We start from the raw sequence: 22,143 nt of genomic DNA on the forward strand, positions 1-22,143 counted from the left end.
GATTGACGTGCCCGCGCCTTAGCGCGCGCCACCCATCGCGCCGCTCATGACCATCATCAGGAATTGCTCGACCGGCATTTTCTTGCCGTTGAAGTCGACCTGACCGTCGGCGTAGTTCAGGTACGAGACGATGTTGTTGTTCTCGACCTTGGCCATGCCCATCGCGGCTGCCATGGTGCCGACCATTTCGGCCTGGCCCTTGGCGGTCTGGGCGGCTTGCTCGGCCGGCACGCCGCGCATCTGCGGTTCGATGGCCATCAAGTCGCTCAGGTTGCCCTTGGACAGCACCACCTTGGCGTCCAGCTTGCGCACCGCCTGCGTCAGCGTATCCGCGAATTCACCGTCCATCGAAGCCGGCTTGGTCAGATCCAGGTTCAGGTTGAACGTGGACGTGCCGTTGGCCGTGCGGACTTCCAGCGGCGACACCGCCAGGGTCGGGTTGCCAGCCAGCAACAGCCCGACGTTGGTCTTCAGGATCTGCTGCTCTTCCGGCGTGAACTGCGGCGTCTGCTCTTCACCCTTGCTTTGCATCATGCGGCGCGAAGCGGCTTCGTAGACGTCGTTCAGCGCCTTGAACGCCTTGGAGTCCAGCTTCTGCACGTCGATGGCCAGCTTCATGCCGGCCATGTCCTTGGCCTGCACGTTGATCATGCCGAAGTCCAGGGCCATCTTGGCGCCCATCAGCGAATTGGCTTCCGTCACGTCCACGGCAATCGTGGTGTCCTTGAACTGGACGGGCGGCTTTTCCTTCGACGTGATCGTCCAATCCTTGAACGTCACCTTCTGGCTGCCCACGTACATGTCGTTGGAAGCCGGGGTCATGTCGCTGGTCAGCGTGATGCCTTGCAGGGCCATGCTGACGATGTCGCTGTTTTCCGATTGGCCGGACAGCACCAGCTTGTCCGTCTTCAGGTCGAACACGCCATGGTCGGTGCCCGTGGCGTATTCAACGTTGCCCGTCATGCCCGAGAAGCTCAGGTTCGTGTCGCCCTTGGCCACTTCCACCGGCGCCAGGTTGAACTTGCCCGTGATGTTCTTGGCGTAGCTGACGCTGTAGTGGCCGGTCAACGGCGTGGCGCCCTTGGCGGCGGCGAACCATTCCTTGACGGCCGGGGTCTCTTCCAATGCGAAGTCGCTGGCCACCATGGCCGGCATGAAGGCGCCGGTCTTCAGGTTGGACAGGGGCAGGGGGCCGTGGCTCAGGTGCTCGACGAACAGCACGTCGCGGTCTTCGGCCGGCTTGCCGTCGGCGGCGGGCAGCGTGAACTTCACGCGGTAGCGCGCGGTGGACGAAAAGACGCCACGCTCGAACGACACCAGCTCGACCTTGGAGCCGATGCCCCACTTGTCGCTCAGCGTCTTCAAGCTGTCGTTGGCGTTCGTGATCGATTGATTGACGAAGTCCTCGGCCTTCTGGCCCGTGTACCAGGCCGTGCCGGTCCACACCGCGCCCAAGACAACAACGACACCCACTAATGCCGACTTCTTCATAGCGATCCTTTATTCTTCAAATGGATATAAGCGCACGGATTATAGGGAGTGCCGCCTAGGGAAAACACTTATTTCGTGCATAGGCGATGCAATATGTTACGTGGTGATACCGCCCCGGTAAAAAAACCGCCGGTGCTGCACTGCCACATCAGCTACAATCGCCTTGTGTGCTTTGCCAATCTGCACACGTCCGCTAGGCCCTTCGCTGCCAAGCTTCGCCCATCAGGGCGCTTCCCTTTTCTCCTTATTCGTCCGCCTGGATTGGAGTCTCTCAACTTGAGCGACGGGCTGCCGCTGGAGTTGTTTTGACTACCTCTTCCCCTTTTGCCGACCTCGGGCTGGCTGATTCCCTGTTGCGCGCTATTGCCGATACCGGCTACACCGCACCCACCCCCATTCAAGCCCAAGCCATTCCGCAAGTGCTGAAAGGCGGCGACCTGCTGGCCGCCGCACAGACCGGCACCGGCAAGACCGCCGGCTTCACGCTGCCGATCCTGCACCTGCTGATGCAGCAGAAGCCGGAACTGCGCAAGCCTGGCCGCCCGCGCTGCCTGATCCTGACCCCGACGCGCGAATTGACCGCGCAGGTCGCGGAATCGGTGCAGACCTACGGCAAGTACACCTCGCTGACGTCCATGGTGATGTTCGGCGGCGTCAATATCAACCCCCAGATCTCCGCGCTGCGCAAGCCGCTGGACATCCTGGTGGCCACCCCCGGCCGCCTGCTGGACCACTGCGGCCAGAAGACGGTTGACCTGTCGGGCGTGGAAATCCTGGTGCTGGACGAAGCCGACCGCATGCTGGACATGGGCTTCATCCGCGACATCCGCAAGATCCTTGCGCTGCTGCCCAAGCAACGCCAGAACCTGCTGTTCTCGGCCACGTTCTCGGACGAAATCCGCACGCTGGCGCGCGGCGTCCTGAACAACCCGGGCGAAGTCTCGGTCACCCCGCGCAACACCGCCACCGAACTGGTCACCCAGACGGTGCACATGGTGGAACAGCATCACAAGCGCGACCTGATCAGCCACATCATCCGTGAAAGCGGCTGGCACCAGGTGCTGGTGTTCACGCGCACCAAGCACGGCGCCAACCGCCTGGCTGAAAAGCTGGTCAAGGACGGCCTGACCGCCGCCGCGATCCACGGCAACAAGAGCCAATCCGCCCGCACCCGCGCGCTGGCCGGCTTCAAGGACAGCACCGTGACCGTGCTGGTCGCGACCGACATCGCTGCCCGCGGCCTGGACATCGACCAGTTGCCCCAGGTCGTGAACTTCGAACTGCCCAACGTGCCGGAAGACTACGTGCATCGTATCGGCCGCACGGGGCGCGCTGGCGCCACCGGCGCCGCGGTCTCGCTGGTCGACAACAGCGAAATCAAGCTGCTGAAGGACATCGAGCGCCTGATCAAGAAGACGATCGAGCGCAAACCCGTCGAAGGCTGGACGCCGTCGCCCACCAGCGCCGCCGCGTTCGAACGCCAGGAACGCGATGAAGACGCGCGCAGCCCGCGCGGCGGCAATCGCAATGGCGGCGGTGGCCGTGGCGGCAACGCCGGCCGCGGCAACGGTGGCGGCAATGCCGGTGCCGGCCGTTCGCGCCCCGCGCAAGGCCAGCCCCGCGCCGCTGCTGGCGGCCGTGCCCCCGCGCCGGCCCGTGCCGGCGGCGAAGGCCGCGCCAATGGCGGCCCGCGCGACGGCAAGCCTGCTGACCGTCCGGCCCACGCCGGCCGCGGCGAAAGCCGCCCGCAGCAAAGCCAGCGTCGTCCGGAAGGGGCTGCTCCCCGCCCGGCTCAGGGGCGCCCCGCAGGCGGCCCGCGCGCGGCGTTGCTGGGCAAGTAACACCAAGCAGGTAATATCACCGACACCCCGAATCCTGCGATCCAAGGACCCGCGCCATCATGCCCTTATCCACCTGGTTGACGTTCTTCCTGGCCTCCTGGGCCATTTCGTTCTCACCCGGGGCGGGCGCGATCTCCGCGATGTCCTCTGGCTTGAAGTACGGCTTCGCACGCGGCTACTGGAACACGGCCGGCCTCATCATGGGCATCCTGTTCCAGTTTGTCGTCGTGGCCGTGGGGTTGGGCGCGGTGCTGGCTACGTCCGAAATGGCCTTCAATGTGGTCAAGTACCTGGGCGTGGCCTACCTGATCTACCTGGGCGTGCGCCAGATCCGCACCGATGCCGCGCCTGTCGCGGTGGATGCGGGCGATCCCAAGCAGGCGTCGATCCGGGAACTCGTCATGCGCGGGTTCCTGATCAACACCATGAACCCCAAGGGCACGGTGTTCCTGCTGGCCGTGGTGCCGCAATTCGTGGACCCGGCGCTGGCGCTGACGCCGCAGTACGCGGCACTCGCCGGCACGCTGGCCTTCACCGACCTGGTCGCCATGGGCGTGTATACGCTGCTGGCGGCGCGCGTGCTGCGCCTGTTGCGCGACGCCAAGCACATCCGCTGGATGAACCGCACCTTCGGGTCGTTGTTCATCCTGGCCGGCGTATTCCTGGCGTCGTTCCGCCGCCATTCCTGAATCTTCATGCGCGGGGCACGTGCCGGCAACGGCGCGTGCCCCGCGCTTTTCATGCAAGAAGCCGGACCGCGCCGGCCTAACAAGCGGCGTTAAGTACAATCCCCCGACCATGAATATCCCTCAAGAAGTTGCGCGGCGCCGAACGTTCGCGATCATTTCCCACCCTGACGCGGGCAAGACCACGCTGACCGAAAAGCTGTTGCTGTTCGCAGGCGCGATCCAGATCGCCGGCAGCGTCAAGGCGCGCAAAGCATCCCGCCACGCCTCGTCCGACTGGATGGAAATCGAAAAGCAACGCGGCATTTCCGTGGCATCTTCGGTGATGCAGATGGAATACCGCGACTGCGTCATCAACCTGCTCGACACCCCGGGCCACCAGGACTTCTCCGAAGATACCTACCGGGTGCTGACGGCGGTGGATGCCGCGCTGATGGTGATCGACGCCGCCAACGGCGTCGAACCGCAAACCATCCGCCTGCTGCAGGTCTGCCGCGCGCGCAACACGCCCATCATCACGTTCATCAACAAGATGGACCGCGAAGTGCGCGAGCCGCTGGAACTGCTGTCGGAAATCGAAGGCCACCTGGGCATGGACGCCGTGCCGTTCTCATGGCCGGTCGGCATGGGCAAGGTGTTCGGCGGCGTGTTCGATATCCGCCGCGACCGCATGCGCGTGTTCCGTCCGGGCCAGGAACGCCGTTCGGACAACGATGACGTCATCGAAGGCCTGGCCAACCCCGAAATCGCCCGTCGTTACGGCTCGGCGTTCGAGCAGGCCAGCGGCGAGATCGAGCTCATCAACGAAGCGGCACCCGCCTTCGACCGCGAACAATTCCTGGCCGGCAAGCAGACCCCCGTGTTCTTCGGCTCGGCCATCAACAACTTCGGCGTGCAGGAAGTGCTGGACGCGCTGGTCGACCACGCGCCGCCCCCGGGCCCCCGCATGGCGCTGCAACGCGAAGTGCTGCCCGAAGAGCCCAAGTTCACCGGCGTGGTATTCAAGGTGCAGGCCAACATGGACCCGGCGCACCGCGACCGCGTCGCTTTCGTGCGCGTCAGCTCGGGCCGCTTCGAGCGCGGCATGCGCCTGAAGGTGGCCCGCACCAACAAGGAAATGCGGCCCAATAACGTGGTGTCTTTCCTGTCCCAGCGGCGCGAGCTGCTGGACGAGGCCTATGCCGGCGACGTGATCGGGATCCCGAACCACGGCGTGCTGCAATTGGGCGACGTGCTGACCGAAGGCGAAACGCTGCAATTCACGGGGCTGCCGTTCTTCGCCCCCGAACTCTTCCAGGCGGTCGAAGTGAAGGATCCGCTGCGCACCAAGCAACTGCGCACCGGCCTGACCCAACTGGGCGAAGAAGGCGCCATCCAGGTGTTCCGTCCCGAAGCCGCAGGTGGCTCGCTGCTGCTGGGCGCGATCGGCCAGCTGCAGTTCGAAGTGGTCGCCCACCGACTCAAGACCGAGTACGGCGCGGACGCCCGGATGCTGCCTTCGCGCTACACAATGGCACGTTGGATTACGTCTGAAAACCCCAAGGCGTTGCGCAAGTTCATGGATGCCAATGCGGCTCATATCGCCTATGATGTGGTCGATGCGGCGGCGTTTTTGATCAGTTCCCCTGCGCAGTTGCGCGTAGCCGAGGATCTGTATCCCGAAGTGAAATTCCATGCAATGCGCGAACACGGCGGCAAGGTATTCGGGGACAAGGCGTAGACCCGTTCGGGTCCCGCACGGCAGATGAGGGTAGCAATGTCTTGGCGTTTATTATTCGCAACGCTCCTGATCGCGCTTGGCGCGTCGGCCTGGGGCGGAATTCAATTGGGTGACTGGCTGGTGGCGCATGCGCCGCCCGCCGCACCGGCTCCTGGGCAGGACGCCGCGGCTTCGCAGCAACCTGTCCTGGACGCCAATGGGCGTCCGTACGTGGCGCAGCCTCCTCAACCCCGCATCGACGGCACGCTCGGCGTTCCCGACAAGCCCGCCGACCGCGAATGGCAGGTCAATACGGTGTCACTGTTCGACACCGTCAGCGATCCCGCCGTGAAGCTCTCGCGCGAACGCATCACGCCGGAACAAGCCCGCGAAATCGCAGCGTCCTCTGAAGTGCCGCTGCCGTCGGGCACGTCCGATGTCAGCACGCTTGACCTGCAGGTGCCCGGCACGTCCACCGCCATCAATGGCGGCCAGGCGCAGGCCGGCGGCTACGGCACCCCGCAAATGGTGCAGGCGCCCCCGCCGCCGCCCAATACGGCGCTCAGCCCCGGCGCGCCCGGCTGGCAAGACGCCCTCAAGCGCGAACTGGCGCAATGCGCCTCGCAAGGCTTCTTCGACCGCCCGTCGTGCTCGTGGGCCGCTCGCAACAAGTACTGCGGCCCGAACCGCGCATGGGGCACGATGGCCGAATGCCCGGCCCGCCCGCAATAAAAAAAAGAACCAAGGCCCCCACGCTGCGCACGCTACGCGGCCAAAAAAAATGGCGCCCCGAGGGGCGCCATTGCTTTGGCCGGAACGTTTATTCGGGCACGGACATCTGGCTTTGCAGGTAGTTCTGAATGCCGACCTTGTCGATCAGGTCGATCTGCGTTTCCAGGTAGTCGATGTGCTCTTCGGTGTCGTCCAGGATGTCCTGGAACAGATCGCGCGAGACGTAGTCGCGCACCGATTCGCAATAGGCGATGGCTTCCACGACGGTGGCATGCGCCGCCTGTTCGAGCTTCAGGTCACAGGCCAGCAGTTCGGGCACGTCTTCACCGATCAGCAGCTTATGCAGGTCTTGCAGGTTGGGCAGGCCGTCCAGCATGAAGATGCGCGCGATCAGGCGATCAGCGTGCTTCATTTCACCGATGGATTCTTCGTACTCGTGCTTGCCCAGCTTGTCGAAGCCCCAATGGTTCAGCATGCGGGCATGCAGAAAATATTGGTTGATGGCCGTCAGTTCGTTAGTCAGTTGCTTGTTCAGGAACTGGATGACGGTTTTGTCGCCTTTCATAATGGACTCCTTGCAGTCAGGCGCGACGCAAATGCATCGCGACAAAGGAGCGCACGATGCCGCGCGTACGCAACCCCGGCAGACTACCATCAGCCGGAGGGCCGCGCCTAGCCTTGCGCTGCATTTGGTAAACCGCTTTAGAACCGCTACAAGAAAGCGACAAGCCAATGAGAATGAGTATGCGTACTTGATGGCTTGCAGGCGCAAGACAAGCGTTATGCGGCCTGTACGCAAGCGGTGCGGGCAGATCTGTCGTTATATCGGCGCGCAACCCGCGCCGGCAGGCATCAACGGCCGGTCAAAACCGGCCTGGAATCCGGCCGCGGCGCAACGTTGCATATCGGCAACCCGAAACGCGATGGTGGCCGTGCATGGCTCAGACGGCTTTGCGCGTGGTCAACCAGATGCCGAAGGCGATGGGAACGATGCCCAGCAGATCCAGCCATGACACCGGTTCGCGCAACACGAGCCATCCGAACAACAAGCCCAAGGGCGGCATCAGGAAGTGCAGCGCGCTGGCCGACGTGGCGCTGGCGCGGCCAAGGATCATGAACCACAGGTAGTAGCCACCCATCGACACGGCGACGATCATGTAGGCCATGCTCCATGCCAGGCTGGCGGTCAGGCGTGCATCGCCCAGGCTCTCGCTCATCAGCGCGAACGGCAGCAGGGCGACGGCGCCGGCCAGCGACTGGATACCCGTCGATGCCCACAGCCCCGCCGTCGGTTTCAAGAGTTTGTAGAGCAAGGTGCCCGCCACCAGCGCCACCAGGCCGCCCGTCACCAGCAAGGTGCCGTGGATGTCTTCCTGCATGCCGCTCAACCGCGACCTCAGCACCAGCGCCACGCCAGCCAGTCCCAGGCACAGCCCCGCCAGCTTGCGCCACGAGAGACGCTCGCCCAGCACCGGCCCGGCCAACACGCCGATCAGCAAGGGGTTGGTGCTGATCAGCACGGCGGTAAACGCGGACGACACCGTGGTCATCCCCGTCCAGCTCAAGCCAAGGTACAGCGCGTTGTTCAACACACCCAGCAGGATCAGCGACGCGAGGTCGCGGCGGCTGGGCCATTTCCCCTGGCGGCCGGCTGCGGCAATTCCAAGCATCAACGCGCCGGCGATCAAAAATCGGATCGTCAACAGCGTCAACGGTGGACAGTCCCGCACCGCGATCTTGGCCGCCGCGAAGGCCGAACTCCATAGAAAGCAGAAGGCGGCTATAGGCACCCAGCTGATCCCCGGCGCGCCGTTGGCGGTCGGGGTGGCGGAAACGGCGGGCGAGGTGGCCTTCATCGGGGTTCCATGAGAGCGGGACGCCACGCATGCCGCGTGGAGCAGGCATTCTGCGCGCCCCGTCCGCCGGGCGCAACCCGTCATCCGGCGCCAGCGGGTGGCGCCGCGGGCCGGGGAATTCGGTCAAACAGGGGGGGATTGCGGGAAGAAAACGACGCGGCCCGCTGCAGAACGGCAGCGAGCCGGGAAAGACGGCTAATGCTTAACCTGCGGCGACCAGCGGGATGGGGAAGCTGCTGTGGTTGGCAGCGGCACCCGACTCCACCAGCGCGGCTGGCGCATTGACCGGAACGGCGATGGAACGGACGTCGCATACGCTGGAGCAGCGGCCGCCCGGCAGGTATTCGGCGGCGGTTGCCGCACAGCAGCCGCAGCACGTGGCTACGCCCAGCTCGAATTGCAGGTCGGACAGCGTCGTCGCGCCCCCGTCCACGCTGGCGCGGACTTGGCGTTCGGTGATGGCATTACATACGCAAATGTACATGCGAATGATTATCGAAAATTATCAACCGGATGACAAGCCCCTTGCACAATAAATTTGCAACGGACTCTTGTCGCGCAAGCCCTTGAAACAAAGGACGAATTCTTAAAGATTCGTCCCTTATTTCAGCGCGCCGAGGCTTGCGCCTTGCGCAGCGTCGCGGGGGCTATCCGCAGCGCTTCGCGGTACTTTGCCACCGTCCGGCGGGCAATCACTATCCCCTGATCGGCCAGTTTTTGCATGATCTGGCTGTCGGACAACGGCTTGGCGCGGTTCTCATCCGCGACCATCTGGCGGATGAAGGTCTGCACCGCCGTGGCCGACGTGGCGTCACCGCCATCGGTGGATACGCCCGCGCCGAAGAAGCGCTTGAGCTCCAGCGTGCCAAACGGAGTGAGCATGTACTTCTGCGTTGTAGCGCGTGAAATGGTCGATTCGTGCAAGCCGAGCTCGCCCGCGATGTCCTTCAGGATCAGCGGCCGCATGGCGGCGGGCCCCTGGCTGAAAAACGCGGTCTGGCGCTCGACGATGGCCTGGGACACCCGCAGGATGGTGTCGAAGCGTTGTTCGACGTTGCGGATCATCCATTTGGCCTGCTGCAACTGGGATTGCAGGCCGGCGTGGGCGGATTCCTTCTGGTTGCCCAGCATTTGCGCATACAACCCGTTGATCTGCAGGCGCGGCACGGCGGCGCTGTTGAGCGTGACCTGCCACCCGCGCCGCGTCTTGCGCACGATGACGTCGGGCACCGCGTAGTCGGCGGCCGGCACCGTCCAGGCGCGCCCGGGGCGCGGCTCCAACCGCAAGATAAGGGAGTGGGCGGCTCGGAAGGTCGCGTCGTCGCAGCCCACCGCCGCACAGAGGCGCGCGGCGTTGCCGGTAGCCAACAAGGGCAGGTGCTGCGTACAGATCTGGCGGGCGCACGCCAGGACGGCGGGATCGGCCGCTTCCGGCAGGCGGGTCAGGTCGGGGTTGCGCAATTGCAACACCAGGCATTCGGCCATGTCGCGCCCGCCGATACCGGGCGGGTCGAAAGATTGCAACAACGACAGCGCCGCGCGCAGTTCGTCGATATCGGGCTCGGTATCGGCGGGCAGCCAGCCCAGAATCTCTTCCAGCGGCGATCCCAGGTAGCCGTTTTCGTCCAGCTCGTCGATCAGCAGTGTCGCCAGCACGACGTCGCGGGGCGCCGCGCGCGTCAGCATCAACTGCCCCAGCAGGTGTTCACGCAAGGTGTCCGGCCGCGCCGTCTCGGGCGGGCCGGAATCGTCATCGGAATAGACCCCGCCCGAACCGGGCATTTCATCCACCGGCGTCTCACGCTCCGCGGCGGGCTCGTCGTCCTGCACGGACGATTCGCGCTCGGATTCGGCCTGCGCCTCCGCCGCGGGGGTATCGTCTTCACGCTCCAGCAGCGGATTGTCCGCGAGCACTTGCGAGATCTCGGCCTCAAGGTCGAGCGTAGACAACTGCAACAATCGTATCGATTGTTGTAGCTGTGGGGTCAGCGTCAGATGCTGACCAGGTCGCAGTTCTAAAATTGGGCGGGTCATAGGTACAATATTTTGCATGATGAATCTGACTTCGCCCGCAAGCGTTCGCCAGGACAGCCGACTTATCGGCCAAACCCTGCTCAAATTGGCGCTTCCCCGACTCGTTGTGCGCGCGATAGTCATCGCTGTCGCCGTCGTCCTCTGGTATCTGGTTGCCTCCTGGATACTCGACTTCGGCAAACGCATGAACTACGACTTCCTGCATTCCCTGGGCCAGCCGACCATGGACATGGTGCAGAAGGTCAACCCGTACATCTGGTGGGTCGTGACCGGCATCTGGTCGCTGATCGTCTTTTTCTCGGTCAAGGCCTGGTTCTCGGCCAGCCTGGCTTCGGGCGCGGCCACGCCGGTCGGCACCGACGTGCTGGCCGATCTGGCGCCGAACCTGTCCGAGGAATCGCTGGGCGTGCTGCGCTGGACCTGGGGCGACCGCCAAGAACCCTTCACGGTTGGCGATCTGCGTCGCGCATTGTCTGAAATTCGCCACAATCGCATCGGCAAGATCGCCATGGTGGCCGAACAGGCGCAAATCCTGGAAGGCTCCGCCACCCGCCCCAACCGCGATCCGCGCGATGACGGCCGCCGGGAACCCCTGGCCGCGCCGCGCGCCGACGTCCGCGGCGAAACCCGTGGCGACCGCTACGTCGAGCCCCGGATCGGTCCCACCCGCTAAACGCCACGCACTTTCCTGATTCCAGGCCGCCCACGGGCGGCCTGTTTGTTTCAGTCGCCTGCCAGCCGGGCCGCCCTATACTGCCCCTCCAGGCTCGCGCAACCGCAGCCGCGCACACAAATAAAACGCTACCGGCAGCCGAGACCTGCCGGATGCGCGGCCAGCCCCTGGAGCCGTACCCATGTTTCGCATCCCCGTCCGCTACGCCACCGGCTTGCTGGTGGCCTGTTCGGCCGCCTTCGTCGCCGCGCCGGCGCTGGCCGCCTGGCCCGATAAACCCATCACGTTCGTCGCCCCTTTCAGCGCGGGCGGCGCCAACGATCTGGTCGCGCGCATCATCGCGAAAGCGGTGGGCGCGACCCTGCACCAGACGGTCATCGTCGAAAATCGTCCCGGCGCGGGCGGCGTCGTGGGCGCCGCCCATGTGGCGCGCAGCGAGGCGGACGGCTACACCTATCTGGTCGGCAGCAACGGCACCGTCACCAACAGCCTGATCCGCGCGGACCAGCCCTACAAGGACGAAGCGCTGACGCCCGTCGCGTTGCTGTCGATCACGCCGTCCGTCATCGTGGCCAACCCCTCCAATCCGGCCAAGGACTTGAAGGACTTCGTCCAGCGCGCCAAACAGGCGAAGACCGACCGCATCACGTTCTCGACCGCTGGCAACGGCAGCACGCCGCATTTCGTGGCGGAAATGGTGAAAGAAGCCACGGGTCTGCCGATCGAGCCGATCGCCTACAAAAGCGGCTCGGAAGGCGTGACTGCCGTGATCGGCAACCAGGTCGACGCCACCTCCGAAGCCAGCATCGTGACGCTGCCGCTGATCCAGAGCGGCAAGCTGAAAGCGCTGGCCACGACGTGGGACAAGCGCATGGCCAGCGCGCCGGACATCCCCACCACCGCGGAAGCCGGCTTTCCCACGGTCCGCATCGGCCACTGGGCCGGCTTGTTCGCGCCTGCCGGCACGCCGGCCGAGGTACTGGACAAGATGAACGCGGCGGTCGAGAAATCCCTGCAGTCCAAAGAAGTGAAGGACGCGTTGAGCCAGAGCAGCATCGAACCGGGCGGCGGCTCGCGCGCCAGCTTCGTGGAATTCGCGGCCAGCGAGCGCGAACGTCTGGGCAAAGTCGTGAAAAACGGCCACATGCAAACCCAGTGAATCTGCGATGAAGCACACGTCGGGGCCATCCGCCCCCCGTTTTCCAGGACTTTTTCGTTTGCGCTCCAGCGCAAAGTATGTTTGACTAGCAACCTATGGCCGCACACCGCACCTCCCTCGCGATTGCCACCGGACGCTCCGCCGCTCCGGTCGCCGGCCTGCGCGCTCGCTCCTCCTCGTTTGCCGCGCTATCGCTATACCTACCGATCGGTTGCCGGGCCTAGTGTCCCCGTGGTAGCTCGGCAGCCACGCTTGCCACACGCGATTTCCCCCTTTTATTTGTGAATCCTGCCGGTCAATCACGGCAAACCCTGGCACCAGACCGTCATCCGGTCACAAATGCCGCCGAGAGTAGTGCTCCCGGGATTCAAAAGAAACCGATCAAGGTGTAGTCATGATGCTTGCCAACCCCGCTACCAAATACGTCCCCTTCGCGCCCTTTACCCGCGACTTCTCCGAACGCACCTGGCCCAGCCGCCGCATCACCAAGGCGCCGATCTGGATGAGCACGGACTTGCGCGACGGCAACCAGGCGTTGATCGAGCCGATGAGCGTCGAGCGCAAGGTCCGCTTCTTCGAACAGCTCGTGAAGATCGGCTTCAAGGAAATCGAAGTGGGCTTCCCGTCGGCCTCGCAGACCGATTTCGACTTCGTCCGCAAGCTCATCGACGAAAAGCGCATCCCGGATGACGTGACCATCATCGTGCTGACCCAGTCGCGCGAAGACCTGATCAGCCGCACCGTGGAAGCTGCGGCGGGCGCCAAGCAAGCCATCGTCCACATGTACAACGCGTGTGCGCCGGCCTTCCGCAAGGTCGTGTTCAACATGTCCAAGGACGAGATCAAGACCATCGCCACGACCGGCACGCGCCTGATCAAGCAATACACCGCGCAGCGTCCGGAAACCAAGTGGAGCTACGAGTACTCGCCCGAAGTGTTCAGCACGACTGAACCCGAATTCGCGCTGGAAGTCTCGGATGCCGTGGCCGACGTCTGGCAACCGACGCCCGACCACAAGATGGTGCTGAACCTGCCCGCCACGATCGAGGCCACCAGCCCCAACCTGTACGCCGACCAGATCGAGTGGATGCACAAGAACCTGGCGCGCCGCGACAGCATCGTGCTGAGCGTGCACCCGCATAATGACCGCGGCACCGCTGTTGCCGCCGCCGAATTCGCCGTGATGGCCGGCGCCGACCGCATCGAAGGGTGCCTGTTCGGCAGCGGCGAACGCACCGGCAACGTCGACCTCGTCACGCTTGCCCTGAACCTCTACACGCAAGGCGTGCACCCGGGGCTGGACTTCTCGGACATCGACGAAGTGCGCCGCTGCGCCGAATACTGCAACCAGTTGCCGGTGCACCCGCGCCATCCGTATGCCGGCGACCTGGTCTTCACCGCGTTCTCGGGTTCACACCAGGACGCCATCAAGAAGGGCCTCGCGCTGCAACAGCCGGACGCAGTCTGGGAAGTGCCTTACTTGCCCATCGACCCCGCCGACCTCGGCCGCAGCTACGACGCCGTGATCCGCGTGAACAGCCAATCAGGCAAGGGCGGCGTGTCGTACCTGCTTGAGCAGGAACACGGCCTGGTCTTGCCGCGCCGCTTGCAGATCGAATTCAGCCGCGCCATCCAGCGCGTGACGGACGAGACCGGCCGCGAAGTCACCGCCGACGACGTGCACACCATCTTCAACCGCGAGTACCTTGAACAGAAGGCCCCGTGGAAGCTGATCCGCCACCGCATCGACGGCAATCCGTCGGCCGGCGAAGGCCAGCACTTCAGCATCGAAGCCGAACTCGAATACAACGGCGAACGCCGCATCGTGACGGGCAAGGGCGACGGCGCCATCTCGGCCTTCGTGGCCGCGCTGGACGTGCCCGTGCGCATCATGGACTACCACGAGCACGCCATCGGCACCGGCACCGACACGCGCGCCGCCTCGTATGTGGAATTGCGCGTGGGCGAATCCAGCACGGGCTTCGGCGTGGGCATCGACCGCGACATCGTGACGGCCTCGTTCCAGGCCGTGCTGAGCGCCGTCAACCGCCACATCAACGCGGGCGCCGTGACGGCGGCCGAGCAGGAAGCCGCCGAGGCCGCGTGATCCGCATGCCGGCATGACTTGAAGCGCCCGCCGCAAGCCCGAAACATGGGCTTGCGCGCCCCGGAAGACACACCGCTTTTCCGCGTGGCCCGGCCAAAAAAAAAGCCCACCGTACCTGGTGGGCTTTCTGTTTTCAGCCGCGAGGCCACATGTCCGACGCGCCAATATCGGGCGCGTTGGCGGCCAGCAGGCGCTCGTGCACCCAGGCGGCCACCGCCAGCGTGCGGTGGTCGTCGTAGCGTTGCCCGACCACCTGCAGCCCCACGGGCAGGCCTTGCGGGCCGGTCGCGAAAGGCAGGTTCAGGCACGGCAAACCGAACAGGGTCCAGGCGCGCGAAAACTGCGGGTCGCCCGTGCCCAGGTCGGCGAAGGGCGCTTCGCCCGCGGCACTGGGCGCCAGCAGCACGTCGAAATCCTGGAACCAGCCGTTCACGCGGGCGCGCGATTCCTCGGCACGGGCCAGATTCCTGATATGTTCCTCGGCCGTGATCTGCGAGCCGGCTTCCAGCACCGCCTGGATCTTGGGGCTGAGCTGGCTGGCGTGTTCCAGGCGTTCGTAGGCAAGCGACTGCGAGGCCTCGTACGCCATGATGTCCGCGTGCAACTGCACCAGCATGCAATCCTGCGACGGCAGCGGCACCTCTTGGACCACGGCGCCCGCGCGCGACAACGTGGCGGCGGCTTGGGCGAAGGCTTCCTTGGTTTCGGCCTGCGCGTGGCGCCACTGCAGCGTGCGGCACATGCCGATGCGCGGCTTGCCTTCATAGGCCAGGTTCAGCATGCGAGGGTCGCGCATCATGACCGACGCAAACAACGCCACGTCCGGCACCGACCGCGCGAAGCCGCCGACGGTATCCAGCGATTCGGCCAGGCTTTTCACGCCCGCGCGCGGCACCGCGCCGAACGTGGGTTTGAAACCCACGATGCCGCAGTACGACGCGGGCCGGATGATCGAGCCCGCCGTCTGCGAACCCAGCGCGAAAGGCACCATGTCGTCGGCCACCGCGGCGGCTGAGCCGCTGGACGAGCCGCCCGGCGTGTAGGCTTCGTTGCGCGGGTTGCGCGTGGGGCCCGCCTGATAGGTGGCGAATTCGGTCGTGACGGTCTTGCCGACCACGACCGCGCCCGCGCCGCGGCACAACGCGACGGAGGCGGCGTCCAGGCCGGGACGGTGGCGTTCGTAGATGGGCGAACCGTAGCGGGTGGGCAAGTCGAACGTGTCGAACAGGTCTTTGACGCCGATGGGCAGGCCGTGCAGCGGGCCGCGCAGCGCGCCGCCGTCCAGCACGGCCGCATGGTCCAGGGCTGCCTGTTTCTGCAGCGCCGTCCAGGCGTGGATGGTGTTCTCGCGTTGCTCGATGCGGGCGAAGCACGCCCGCACCAATTGCACCGCGGTTAATTCGCGCCGTTGCAGCTTGTGCGCGGCTTCAAGCGCGCCAAGTCTGTTTAAGGCAGTAGACATGTTCCTTTCCTCTTTACCGGTGTCTCGCATCACGCAAGACAGCTGAACTCCGCACCCGGTCCCCTTGACCGAGGGTCTGCCCTTGCCGGCCCCGCGGCATATTTGCCACAGTGTTCCAGCGGACCGATCCCAGCCATTGTGCGCGCCGCGTCAATTGGGAAAAACACCAAAAACACCGTGTTTTCCCGAGTAAACCGACTGCGCCGCGCCATGGCTTTCTGTTGTTGCGTCGTTACCAGCATAGCGCAAACCCGTGCAATACAAAGGTCATATTTGTCTTGTAAGATGAAATCGTTTTCAGTAAACCGACAGCAATAAAGATATGGCAACGCGCCCGTCGCCCCGCTTTTCGATTATTGAAGTGGCCCGCAAGGCCGGGGTGTCCCCGGCAACGGTTTCGCGCGCGTTCAACCAGCCGGACATCGTTCATCCCGACACGCTGGCGCACATTCGAAACGTGGCCAAGCGAGCCGGCTTCCGACCAAACCGCGTGGGCCGCAGCCTGCGTTCGGGCAGCACCCGCACCATCGGGCTGATTCTGCCCACGCTATCGAACCCCGTGTTCGCCGAGTGCTTCGAAGGCGCGGAACGCCGCGCCCGCGAATCCGGCTATAGCGTCATGCTGACCGCCACCGGCTACGACCCCGCGGTGGAATCCGCGGCGGTGCAGGGGCTGATGGACCATCAGGTCGACGGGCTTATCCTGACGGTGGCGGACGTGAACAAAAGCGCCACGCTGGACGATCTGGACAGCGCCGGCATGCCGTACGTGCTGGTCTACAACGAATCGGGCACGCACCCGTTCGCATCGGTCGACAACCGCGCCGCCGCCAGCGACATGGTCGCGCACCTGGCCGCGCTGGGCCATCGCCGCATTGCACTGGTGACGGGCCCGCTGACCGCATCGGACCGCGCGCGACGCCGCCTGGCAGGTGCGCGCGCCTGCGCCAAAAAACTGGGCTTGGAAGCGGTGCAGCATATCGCCATGAGTTCCCACACCGGCAGCGACGCCGACGCGCTGAAAAGCGCGTTGCGCGGCAAGCAAGCGCCTACCGCGCTGTTCTGCTCCAACGACCTGCTGGCCACCGCCGTCATTGCCGATCTGGTGGCGCTGGGCCTGTCCGTGCCCGCCGACATCTCGGTATGCGGCTTTGACGGCATGCGTTTCGGCGCCTTGCTGACGCCGCCGCTGACGACGGTTGCTCAACCCAGCGACGGCATCGGCCAGACAGCCTGCTCGAACTTGCTGGCGCAGATCCATGGCCAGCCGCCGCAGTCGAACCGCCTGCCGCATTGCATCGTGGTCGGCGGCACGGCGGCATCCGTGCGCCGCTGACCCTTCCCACCCTGACTCCTGATCCGCATCATGCTCATCGCACAAATCACCGACCTGCACATGCGCACCCCGGGCGACAAGGCCTACGGCATTATTGATCCGGCGGCGTTCCTGGGCCCGGCCGTGCGCGCGCTGAACGCCCTGACGCCGCGTCCCGACTGCGTGCTGATCACGGGCGACCTGACCGACCTGGGCCGTCCGCACGAATACCAGGCACTGCGCGACCACCTGCGGGCGCTGGAAATCCCGTACTTCCTCTTGCCCGGCAACCACGACGACCGCGCGCAATTGCGCGCCGCCTTTCCCGACCACGGGTACCTGCAAGGCGACGGCCCGTTCATTCAGTACGCGATCGAGACCTACCCCCTGCGCATGCTGGCGCTGGACACGGTAGTGCCGATGAAGAGCCATGGCGAACTGTGCCAGGACCGCCTGGACTGGCTGGCTGCGCAGTTGGCCGAACAGCCTGGCCGGCCCACGCTGGTGTTGATGCACCACCCGCCATTCCTGACCGGCATCGAACACATGGACGCCATCGGTCTGCTGGCCGGTGCGCCGGAACTGGAACGCATCGTGTCGCGGTTTCCGAACGTGGAACGCGTGCTGTGCGGCCATTTGCACCGCACCATCTTCCAGCGTTTCGGCGGCACGATCGCATCCACCTGCCCCGGCACCGCGCACCAGTTGGCGCTGGAACTGGGACCGCGCCCGACCCTGCAATACATCATGGAACCGCCGGGCTACCAGCTGCATTGGTGGCAGGGCAAGAACCTGGTCACGCACCACGCCGTCATCGGGGACTACCCCGGGCCTTACCCTTTTGCCTGAGTCGTTTGCCTGACCCGTAGGCCGGGGCTAGACCGCCCCGGGCAATGCCACGAATCCGTCATGTTTGCGCTGCACAATGAAAAGGTTTTCATAACAGGCAACAATGCGGATCTAACTATTAGATCGTCGAGACAGCATGTCATCCATCGTTCTGGATAACCTCACCAAACAGTATGGCGGCGCCGCCGCGATCCATGGCGTGAGCTTTACCGTGCCGGCAGGCAGCTTCACGGTGCTGCTGGGCCCGTCGGGCTGCGGCAAGTCGACCACTCTGCGCATGATCGCCGGACTGGACACGCCCACATCGGGCACGATCCGCATCGGCGACCGCGACGTGACCGGGCTGCCGCCCGCCAAGCGCCGCATCTCGATGGTGTTCCAGTCGTATGCGCTGTTTCCGCACCTGTCGGTGCGCGAGAACATCCTGTTCGGGCTGCGCGTGCGCAAGGAACCGGCGCGCGACTTCGAGCGGCGCCTGCAACGCGTGGCCTCCCTGCTGGGCCTGGGCCATCTGCTGGACCGCAAGCCTTCGCAATTGTCGGGCGGACAGCAGCAGCGCGTGGCGCTGGGACGCGCGGTGATCTCCGAAGCGCCGGTGTGCCTGATGGACGAGCCGCTGTCCAACCTGGACGCGCAGTTGCGCCACGAAATGCGCCGCGAGATCCGCGCCTTGCAGCAAGACCTGGGCATCACGATGGTCTACGTCACGCACGACCAGACCGAAGCCATGAGCATGGCCGACCAGGTAGTGCTTTTGCGCGGGGGCCAGATCGAACAACACGACACGCCTGACGGCCTGTACGCGCGCCCGGCCAGCGAATTCGCGGCGCGCTTCATCGGCACGCCGCCCATGAATCTGATCGGGCTTGCCGCCGCCAACGGCACCGCCGTCATCGCCGGCACCCAAGGGCCTGTGATCGCGAACGCGCCGGCCGGCGCCATCAAGCTGGGCGTGCGTCCGGAACACATCCGCATCGACAGCGCCGGCATTCCGGCCATCGTCGAAAGCGTTGAGTACTTCGGCGCGGATTCCATCGTGGTGTGCCGGGTCGGCGACACCAGCGGCGTGGCCGTGCGAGTGGGCGGCCATTTGCGCGCCCGCGCCGGCGAGGCCCTGAACCTGTCCTGGCAGGACGGGCAACAGCATTTCTTTGCCGCCGATTCGGCGGTGATCAACACCGTCGGGCGCTAAGAAAAGTGGCCCCCACGCCGCGCCTTCGGCTTGCTGCCCATTACACAGAAAAGGAAACCCCCATGCGACGCATCGTACTGAAGACCCTGGCCGCCAGCCTGGCCGCCGCCTGCCTCTCGCTGCCTGTGCAGGCGCAGAACAAACCCGTCGAAGTCGAGTTCTATTACCCGGTGGCGGTCGGCGGCCCCATCACGAAGATCGTCGATGACATGGTCGCGGATTTTCAGAAGGAAAATCCCGACATCAAGATCAAGCCGATCTACGCCGGTTCGTACCAGGACTCGATCGCCAAGGCGCTGACGGCGCTTAAGGGCGGCACGCCGCCGCAGCTGGCCGTGCTGCTGTCCACCGACATGTTCACGCTGATCGACGAAGACGCCATCGTCTCGATTGATTCGCTGGCGAAAAGCGATGCCGACAAGAAGTGGCTGGGCAGCTTCTACGACGCCTTCATGCAGAACAGCCGCACGGGCGGCCACACCTGGGGCGTGCCGTTCCAGCGTTCGACCATCGTCATGTACTACAACAAGGACCTGTTCAAGGCGGCCGGCCTGGATCCCGAGCGCGCGCCGGGCACCTGGGCCGAACTGGTCGAGTACGGCAAGAAACTGACCAAGCAGGACGCCTCGGGCAACACCACGCAGTGGGGCATCGAGATCCCGTCGGGCGGTGCGTTCGCGTACTGGCTGTTCCAGGCCCTGACCACGCCCAACGGCGCGATCCTGATGAACGAGGCTGGCAACGAGGTTTACCTGGACAAGCCCGCCGTGGTGGAAGCCGCCCAGTTCTGGCGCGACCTGTCGGCCAAGCACAAGATCATGCCGACCGGCACGATCGACTGGGGCACCACGCCGAAGGACTTCCTGGAGAAGAAGGCGGCGATGGTCTGGACCACCACGGGCAACCTGACCAACATCCGCAAGAACGCCGACTTCCCGTTCGGCGTGGCCATGATGCCGCAGCAAAAGCGCGGCGGCAGCCCGACGGGCGGCGGCAACTTCTATATCTTCAAGAGCGGCACGCCGGCGCAGCAGCAGGCCGCGCTGAAGTTCGCGCAATGGGTGACGACGCCGGAACGCGCCGCCGACTGGAGCATCGCCACGGGCTATGTCGCGGTCACGCCGGCCGCCTGGCAGACCGAGAAGATGAAAAAGTATGCGCAGGAAGTGCCGGCCGCAGCGGTCGCGCGCGACCAGCTGGAAGTCAGCGTGGCGGAATTCTCCACGCATGAAAACCAGCGCGTCACCAAGACCTTGAACGACGCGCTGCAAGCGGCGTTGACGGGTTCGAAGACGCCGCAGCAGGCGCTGACCGATGCGCAACGCGAGGCCGACCGCATCCTGCGTTCCTATAAATAAACCGACAAGCACGATGAGCCGCTCTTTACATGCGCTTTATGGCTGGCTGCTGTTGCTGCCAGCCATCGTGCTGCTCGCCGCGTTCACGCATTACCCGGCGCTGGCGACGCTTTGGCACAGCTTCTTTTCCACGCCCAAGGGCGCGCGTCCGGCGCGCTTCGTGGGCCTGGAGAACTATGCCGTCATGCGTGACGATCCGGTGTTCTGGCAGTCGCTATGGAACAACCTGTGGTTTGCGCTGGGCACGATCCCCACGTCCATCGGCATTGCGCTGATCATGGCGCTGTGGGTAAACCGCAATCTGCGCGGCCGCGGCTTTCTGCGCATGGCGTATTTCACGCCGACGGTGCTGCCGATGGTGGCGGTGGCCAACATCTGGCTGTTCTTCTACACGCCGCAGTACGGGCTGATCGCCCAGGTGATGGGCTGGTTCGGTTCCCCCGGCCCCAACTGGCTGGGCAGCCGCGACACGGCGTTGCCGGCGTTGATGCTGGTGACGGTGTGGAAAGAATCCGGCTTCTTCATGATCTTCTACCTGGCCGCCCTGCAGACCGTGTCGCCGTCGCTGCGCGAAGCCGCCATGCTGGAAGGGGCGTCGCGCTGGCAGTACTTCCGCCGCATCCTGTGGCCGCTGCTGATGCCGACCACGCTTTTCGTGCTGATCAACGCGCTGATCAACGCGTTCCGGCTGGTGGACCACGTAGTCGTCATGACGCGCGGCGGGCCCGACAATGCCAGCACCTTGCTGCTGTATTACATCTACCAGGTGGGTTTCAGTTTCTGGGACACGGCTTACGCCGCCACGCTGACCGTCGTGTTGCTGGTGGTGCTGGCGCTGACCGCGCTGATCAAGTTCCGCTGGCTGGACCGCAGGACGCACTATCAATGAAAGACAAGCTAGATACCCTGGGCGCCTGGGCGCTTGGCCTCCTGTGGATCCTGCCGCTGGCATACGCCATGTGGGCGGCGTTCCACCCGCCGGCCTATGCAACCCGCTTCGACCTGTTCGCCCCGCTGACGCTGGACAACTTCGCGCGGGCCTGGCAGGCCGCGCCGTTTCCGCGCTACTTCCTGAACACCTTCCTGCTGGTCACGATGGTGCTGGCGGCGCAACTGGTGCTGTCGACGCTGGCGGGCTACGCATTCGCGCGCTTCGAGTTCCGCGGCCGGGACTTCGTCTTCATGCTGGTGCTGCTGCAGCTGATGATCATGCCGGACGTGTTGCTGGTGGAGAACTACCGGTCGATGAGCCAATTGGGCATCCGCGACACGGTGTTCGCGATCGGCCTGCCGTATTTCGCATCGGCCTTCGGCATCTTCCTGCTGCGCCAGACGTTCAAGACCGTGCCGCGGGAGTTGGAGGAAGCGGCGCGCATGGAAGGCGCCAACGCCATGCAGATCCTGTGGAAAGTGTATGTGCCGCTGGCCAAGCCGATCTACGTGGCCTATGGCCTGGTGTCGGTCAGCCACCACTGGAACAACTTCCTGTGGCCGTTGATCATCACCAATTCGGTCGAGTCCCGTCCGTTGACGGTGGGCTTGCAGGTGTTCTCGTCGACCGACCAGGGCATCGACTGGTCCGTCATCACGGCCGCGACGCTCATGTCGGCCGCGCCGCTGCTGATCGCCTTCCTGCTGTTCCAGCGCCAGTTCGTGCAATCGTTCATGCGGGCCGGCATCCGGTAACGC

At 64.9% G+C, this 22,143-nt stretch carries 19 protein-coding genes; 13 read left to right on the top strand and 6 right to left on the bottom strand.

Annotated features, from left to right (window positions below):
- Positions 1–18: 18 nt before the first annotated feature.
- Positions 19–1,491 (bottom strand): YdgA family protein, encoded by a 1,473-nt coding sequence (locus tag CQ050_RS24235; protein ID WP_105559363.1) that lies wholly within the window; start codon positions 1,489–1,491, stop codon positions 19–21.
- A 305-nt stretch (positions 1,492–1,796) separates the two neighbouring features.
- Between CQ050_RS24235 and CQ050_RS24240 the strand changes: the two genes are divergently transcribed.
- The 4 genes from CQ050_RS24240 to CQ050_RS24255 all read left to right on the top strand — a co-directional run bounded on the left by CQ050_RS24240 (position 1,797) and on the right by CQ050_RS24255 (position 6,449).
- Complete coding sequence (locus tag CQ050_RS24240; RefSeq protein WP_199196917.1) at positions 1,797–3,332, top strand: DEAD/DEAH box helicase; 1,536 nt, start codon at positions 1,797–1,799, stop codon at positions 3,330–3,332.
- Between the two features lie 59 nt (positions 3,333–3,391).
- Positions 3,392–4,021, top strand: a complete 630-nt coding sequence (locus CQ050_RS24245) for a LysE family translocator (protein WP_105559365.1) — start codon at positions 3,392–3,394, stop codon at positions 4,019–4,021.
- A 109-nt stretch (positions 4,022–4,130) separates the two neighbouring features.
- On the top strand, positions 4,131–5,738 hold the full coding sequence (locus CQ050_RS24250) for a peptide chain release factor 3 (protein ID WP_105559366.1): 1,608 nt from the start codon (positions 4,131–4,133) through the stop codon (positions 5,736–5,738).
- A gap of 24 nt (positions 5,739–5,762) precedes the next feature.
- On the top strand, positions 5,763–6,449 hold the full coding sequence (locus tag CQ050_RS24255; protein ID WP_199196918.1) for a hypothetical protein: 687 nt from the start codon (positions 5,763–5,765) through the stop codon (positions 6,447–6,449).
- Positions 6,450–6,537: 88 nt separating this feature from the next.
- Here the strand turns inward: CQ050_RS24255 and bfr are convergent, their stop codons facing one another.
- The 4 genes from bfr to rpoN all read right to left on the bottom strand — a co-directional run bounded on the left by bfr (position 6,538) and on the right by rpoN (position 10,357).
- Positions 6,538–7,014 (bottom strand): bacterioferritin, encoded by a 477-nt coding sequence (gene bfr / locus CQ050_RS24260; protein ID WP_006216785.1) that lies wholly within the window; start codon positions 7,012–7,014, stop codon positions 6,538–6,540.
- A 376-nt stretch (positions 7,015–7,390) separates the two neighbouring features.
- Positions 7,391–8,305 carry a DMT family transporter gene (locus tag CQ050_RS24265; RefSeq protein ID WP_105559368.1) on the bottom strand — a complete coding sequence of 305 codons (915 nt, stop codon included), beginning with the start codon at positions 8,303–8,305 and terminating at the stop codon, positions 7,391–7,393.
- Positions 8,306–8,507: 202 nt separating this feature from the next.
- Positions 8,508–8,789, bottom strand: a complete 282-nt coding sequence (locus tag CQ050_RS24270) for a bacterioferritin-associated ferredoxin (RefSeq protein ID WP_105559369.1) — start codon at positions 8,787–8,789, stop codon at positions 8,508–8,510.
- A 122-nt stretch (positions 8,790–8,911) separates the two neighbouring features.
- Positions 8,912–10,357: an RNA polymerase factor sigma-54 gene (gene rpoN, locus CQ050_RS24275; RefSeq protein ID WP_105559370.1), complete on the bottom strand. Its 1,446-nt coding sequence runs from the start codon at positions 10,355–10,357 to the stop codon at positions 8,912–8,914.
- Here rpoN and CQ050_RS24280 point away from each other — a divergent pair.
- The 3 genes from CQ050_RS24280 to leuA all read left to right on the top strand — a co-directional run bounded on the left by CQ050_RS24280 (position 10,356) and on the right by leuA (position 14,278).
- On the top strand, positions 10,356–11,012 hold the full coding sequence (locus tag CQ050_RS24280) for a hypothetical protein (protein ID WP_105559371.1): 657 nt from the start codon (positions 10,356–10,358) through the stop codon (positions 11,010–11,012). The genes rpoN and CQ050_RS24280 overlap by 2 nt on opposite strands.
- 181 nt (positions 11,013–11,193) lie before the next feature.
- Entirely contained in the window at positions 11,194–12,171 is a 978-nt protein-coding gene (locus CQ050_RS24285; protein ID WP_105559372.1) for a tripartite tricarboxylate transporter substrate binding protein, read from the top strand.
- Positions 12,172–12,565: 394 nt separating this feature from the next.
- Positions 12,566–14,278: a 2-isopropylmalate synthase gene (leuA, locus tag CQ050_RS24290; RefSeq protein ID WP_105559373.1), complete on the top strand. Its 1,713-nt coding sequence runs from the start codon at positions 12,566–12,568 to the stop codon at positions 14,276–14,278.
- A gap of 133 nt (positions 14,279–14,411) precedes the next feature.
- On the opposite strand, the gene CQ050_RS24295 is transcribed toward leuA, so the two are convergent.
- Positions 14,412–15,740 (bottom strand): amidase, encoded by a 1,329-nt coding sequence (locus CQ050_RS24295; protein WP_105559374.1) that lies wholly within the window; start codon positions 15,738–15,740, stop codon positions 14,412–14,414.
- A 322-nt stretch (positions 15,741–16,062) separates the two neighbouring features.
- Between CQ050_RS24295 and CQ050_RS24300 the strand changes: the two genes are divergently transcribed.
- From CQ050_RS24300 to CQ050_RS24325, 6 genes are all read left to right on the top strand, one after another.
- Positions 16,063–17,076 (top strand): LacI family DNA-binding transcriptional regulator, encoded by a 1,014-nt coding sequence (locus CQ050_RS24300; RefSeq protein ID WP_105559375.1) that lies wholly within the window; start codon positions 16,063–16,065, stop codon positions 17,074–17,076.
- A gap of 30 nt (positions 17,077–17,106) precedes the next feature.
- The gene (locus CQ050_RS24305) at positions 17,107–17,904 is read left to right on the top strand and encodes a phosphodiesterase (protein ID WP_105559376.1); all 798 of its coding nucleotides are present in this window, start codon (positions 17,107–17,109) and stop codon (positions 17,902–17,904) included.
- Between the two features lie 136 nt (positions 17,905–18,040).
- Positions 18,041–19,096: an ABC transporter ATP-binding protein gene (locus CQ050_RS24310; RefSeq protein ID WP_105559377.1), complete on the top strand. Its 1,056-nt coding sequence runs from the start codon at positions 18,041–18,043 to the stop codon at positions 19,094–19,096.
- A 62-nt stretch (positions 19,097–19,158) separates the two neighbouring features.
- A complete protein-coding gene (locus tag CQ050_RS24315; protein WP_105559378.1) occupies positions 19,159–20,454 on the top strand; it encodes an ABC transporter substrate-binding protein in 1,296 nt (431 codons plus the stop codon).
- Positions 20,455–20,467: 13 nt separating this feature from the next.
- On the top strand, positions 20,468–21,343 hold the full coding sequence (locus tag CQ050_RS24320; protein ID WP_105559379.1) for a carbohydrate ABC transporter permease: 876 nt from the start codon (positions 20,468–20,470) through the stop codon (positions 21,341–21,343).
- A complete protein-coding gene (locus CQ050_RS24325) occupies positions 21,340–22,140 on the top strand; it encodes a carbohydrate ABC transporter permease (protein ID WP_105559380.1) in 801 nt (266 codons plus the stop codon). Before CQ050_RS24320 ends, CQ050_RS24325 begins: the two co-directional genes overlap by 4 nt.
- Positions 22,141–22,143 lie beyond the last annotated feature (3 nt).

The sequence above is a fragment of the Achromobacter sp. MYb9 genome, from assembly GCF_002975275.1.
In the GTDB taxonomy this organism is placed as follows: Bacteria; Pseudomonadota; Gammaproteobacteria; order Burkholderiales; family Burkholderiaceae_B; genus Achromobacter.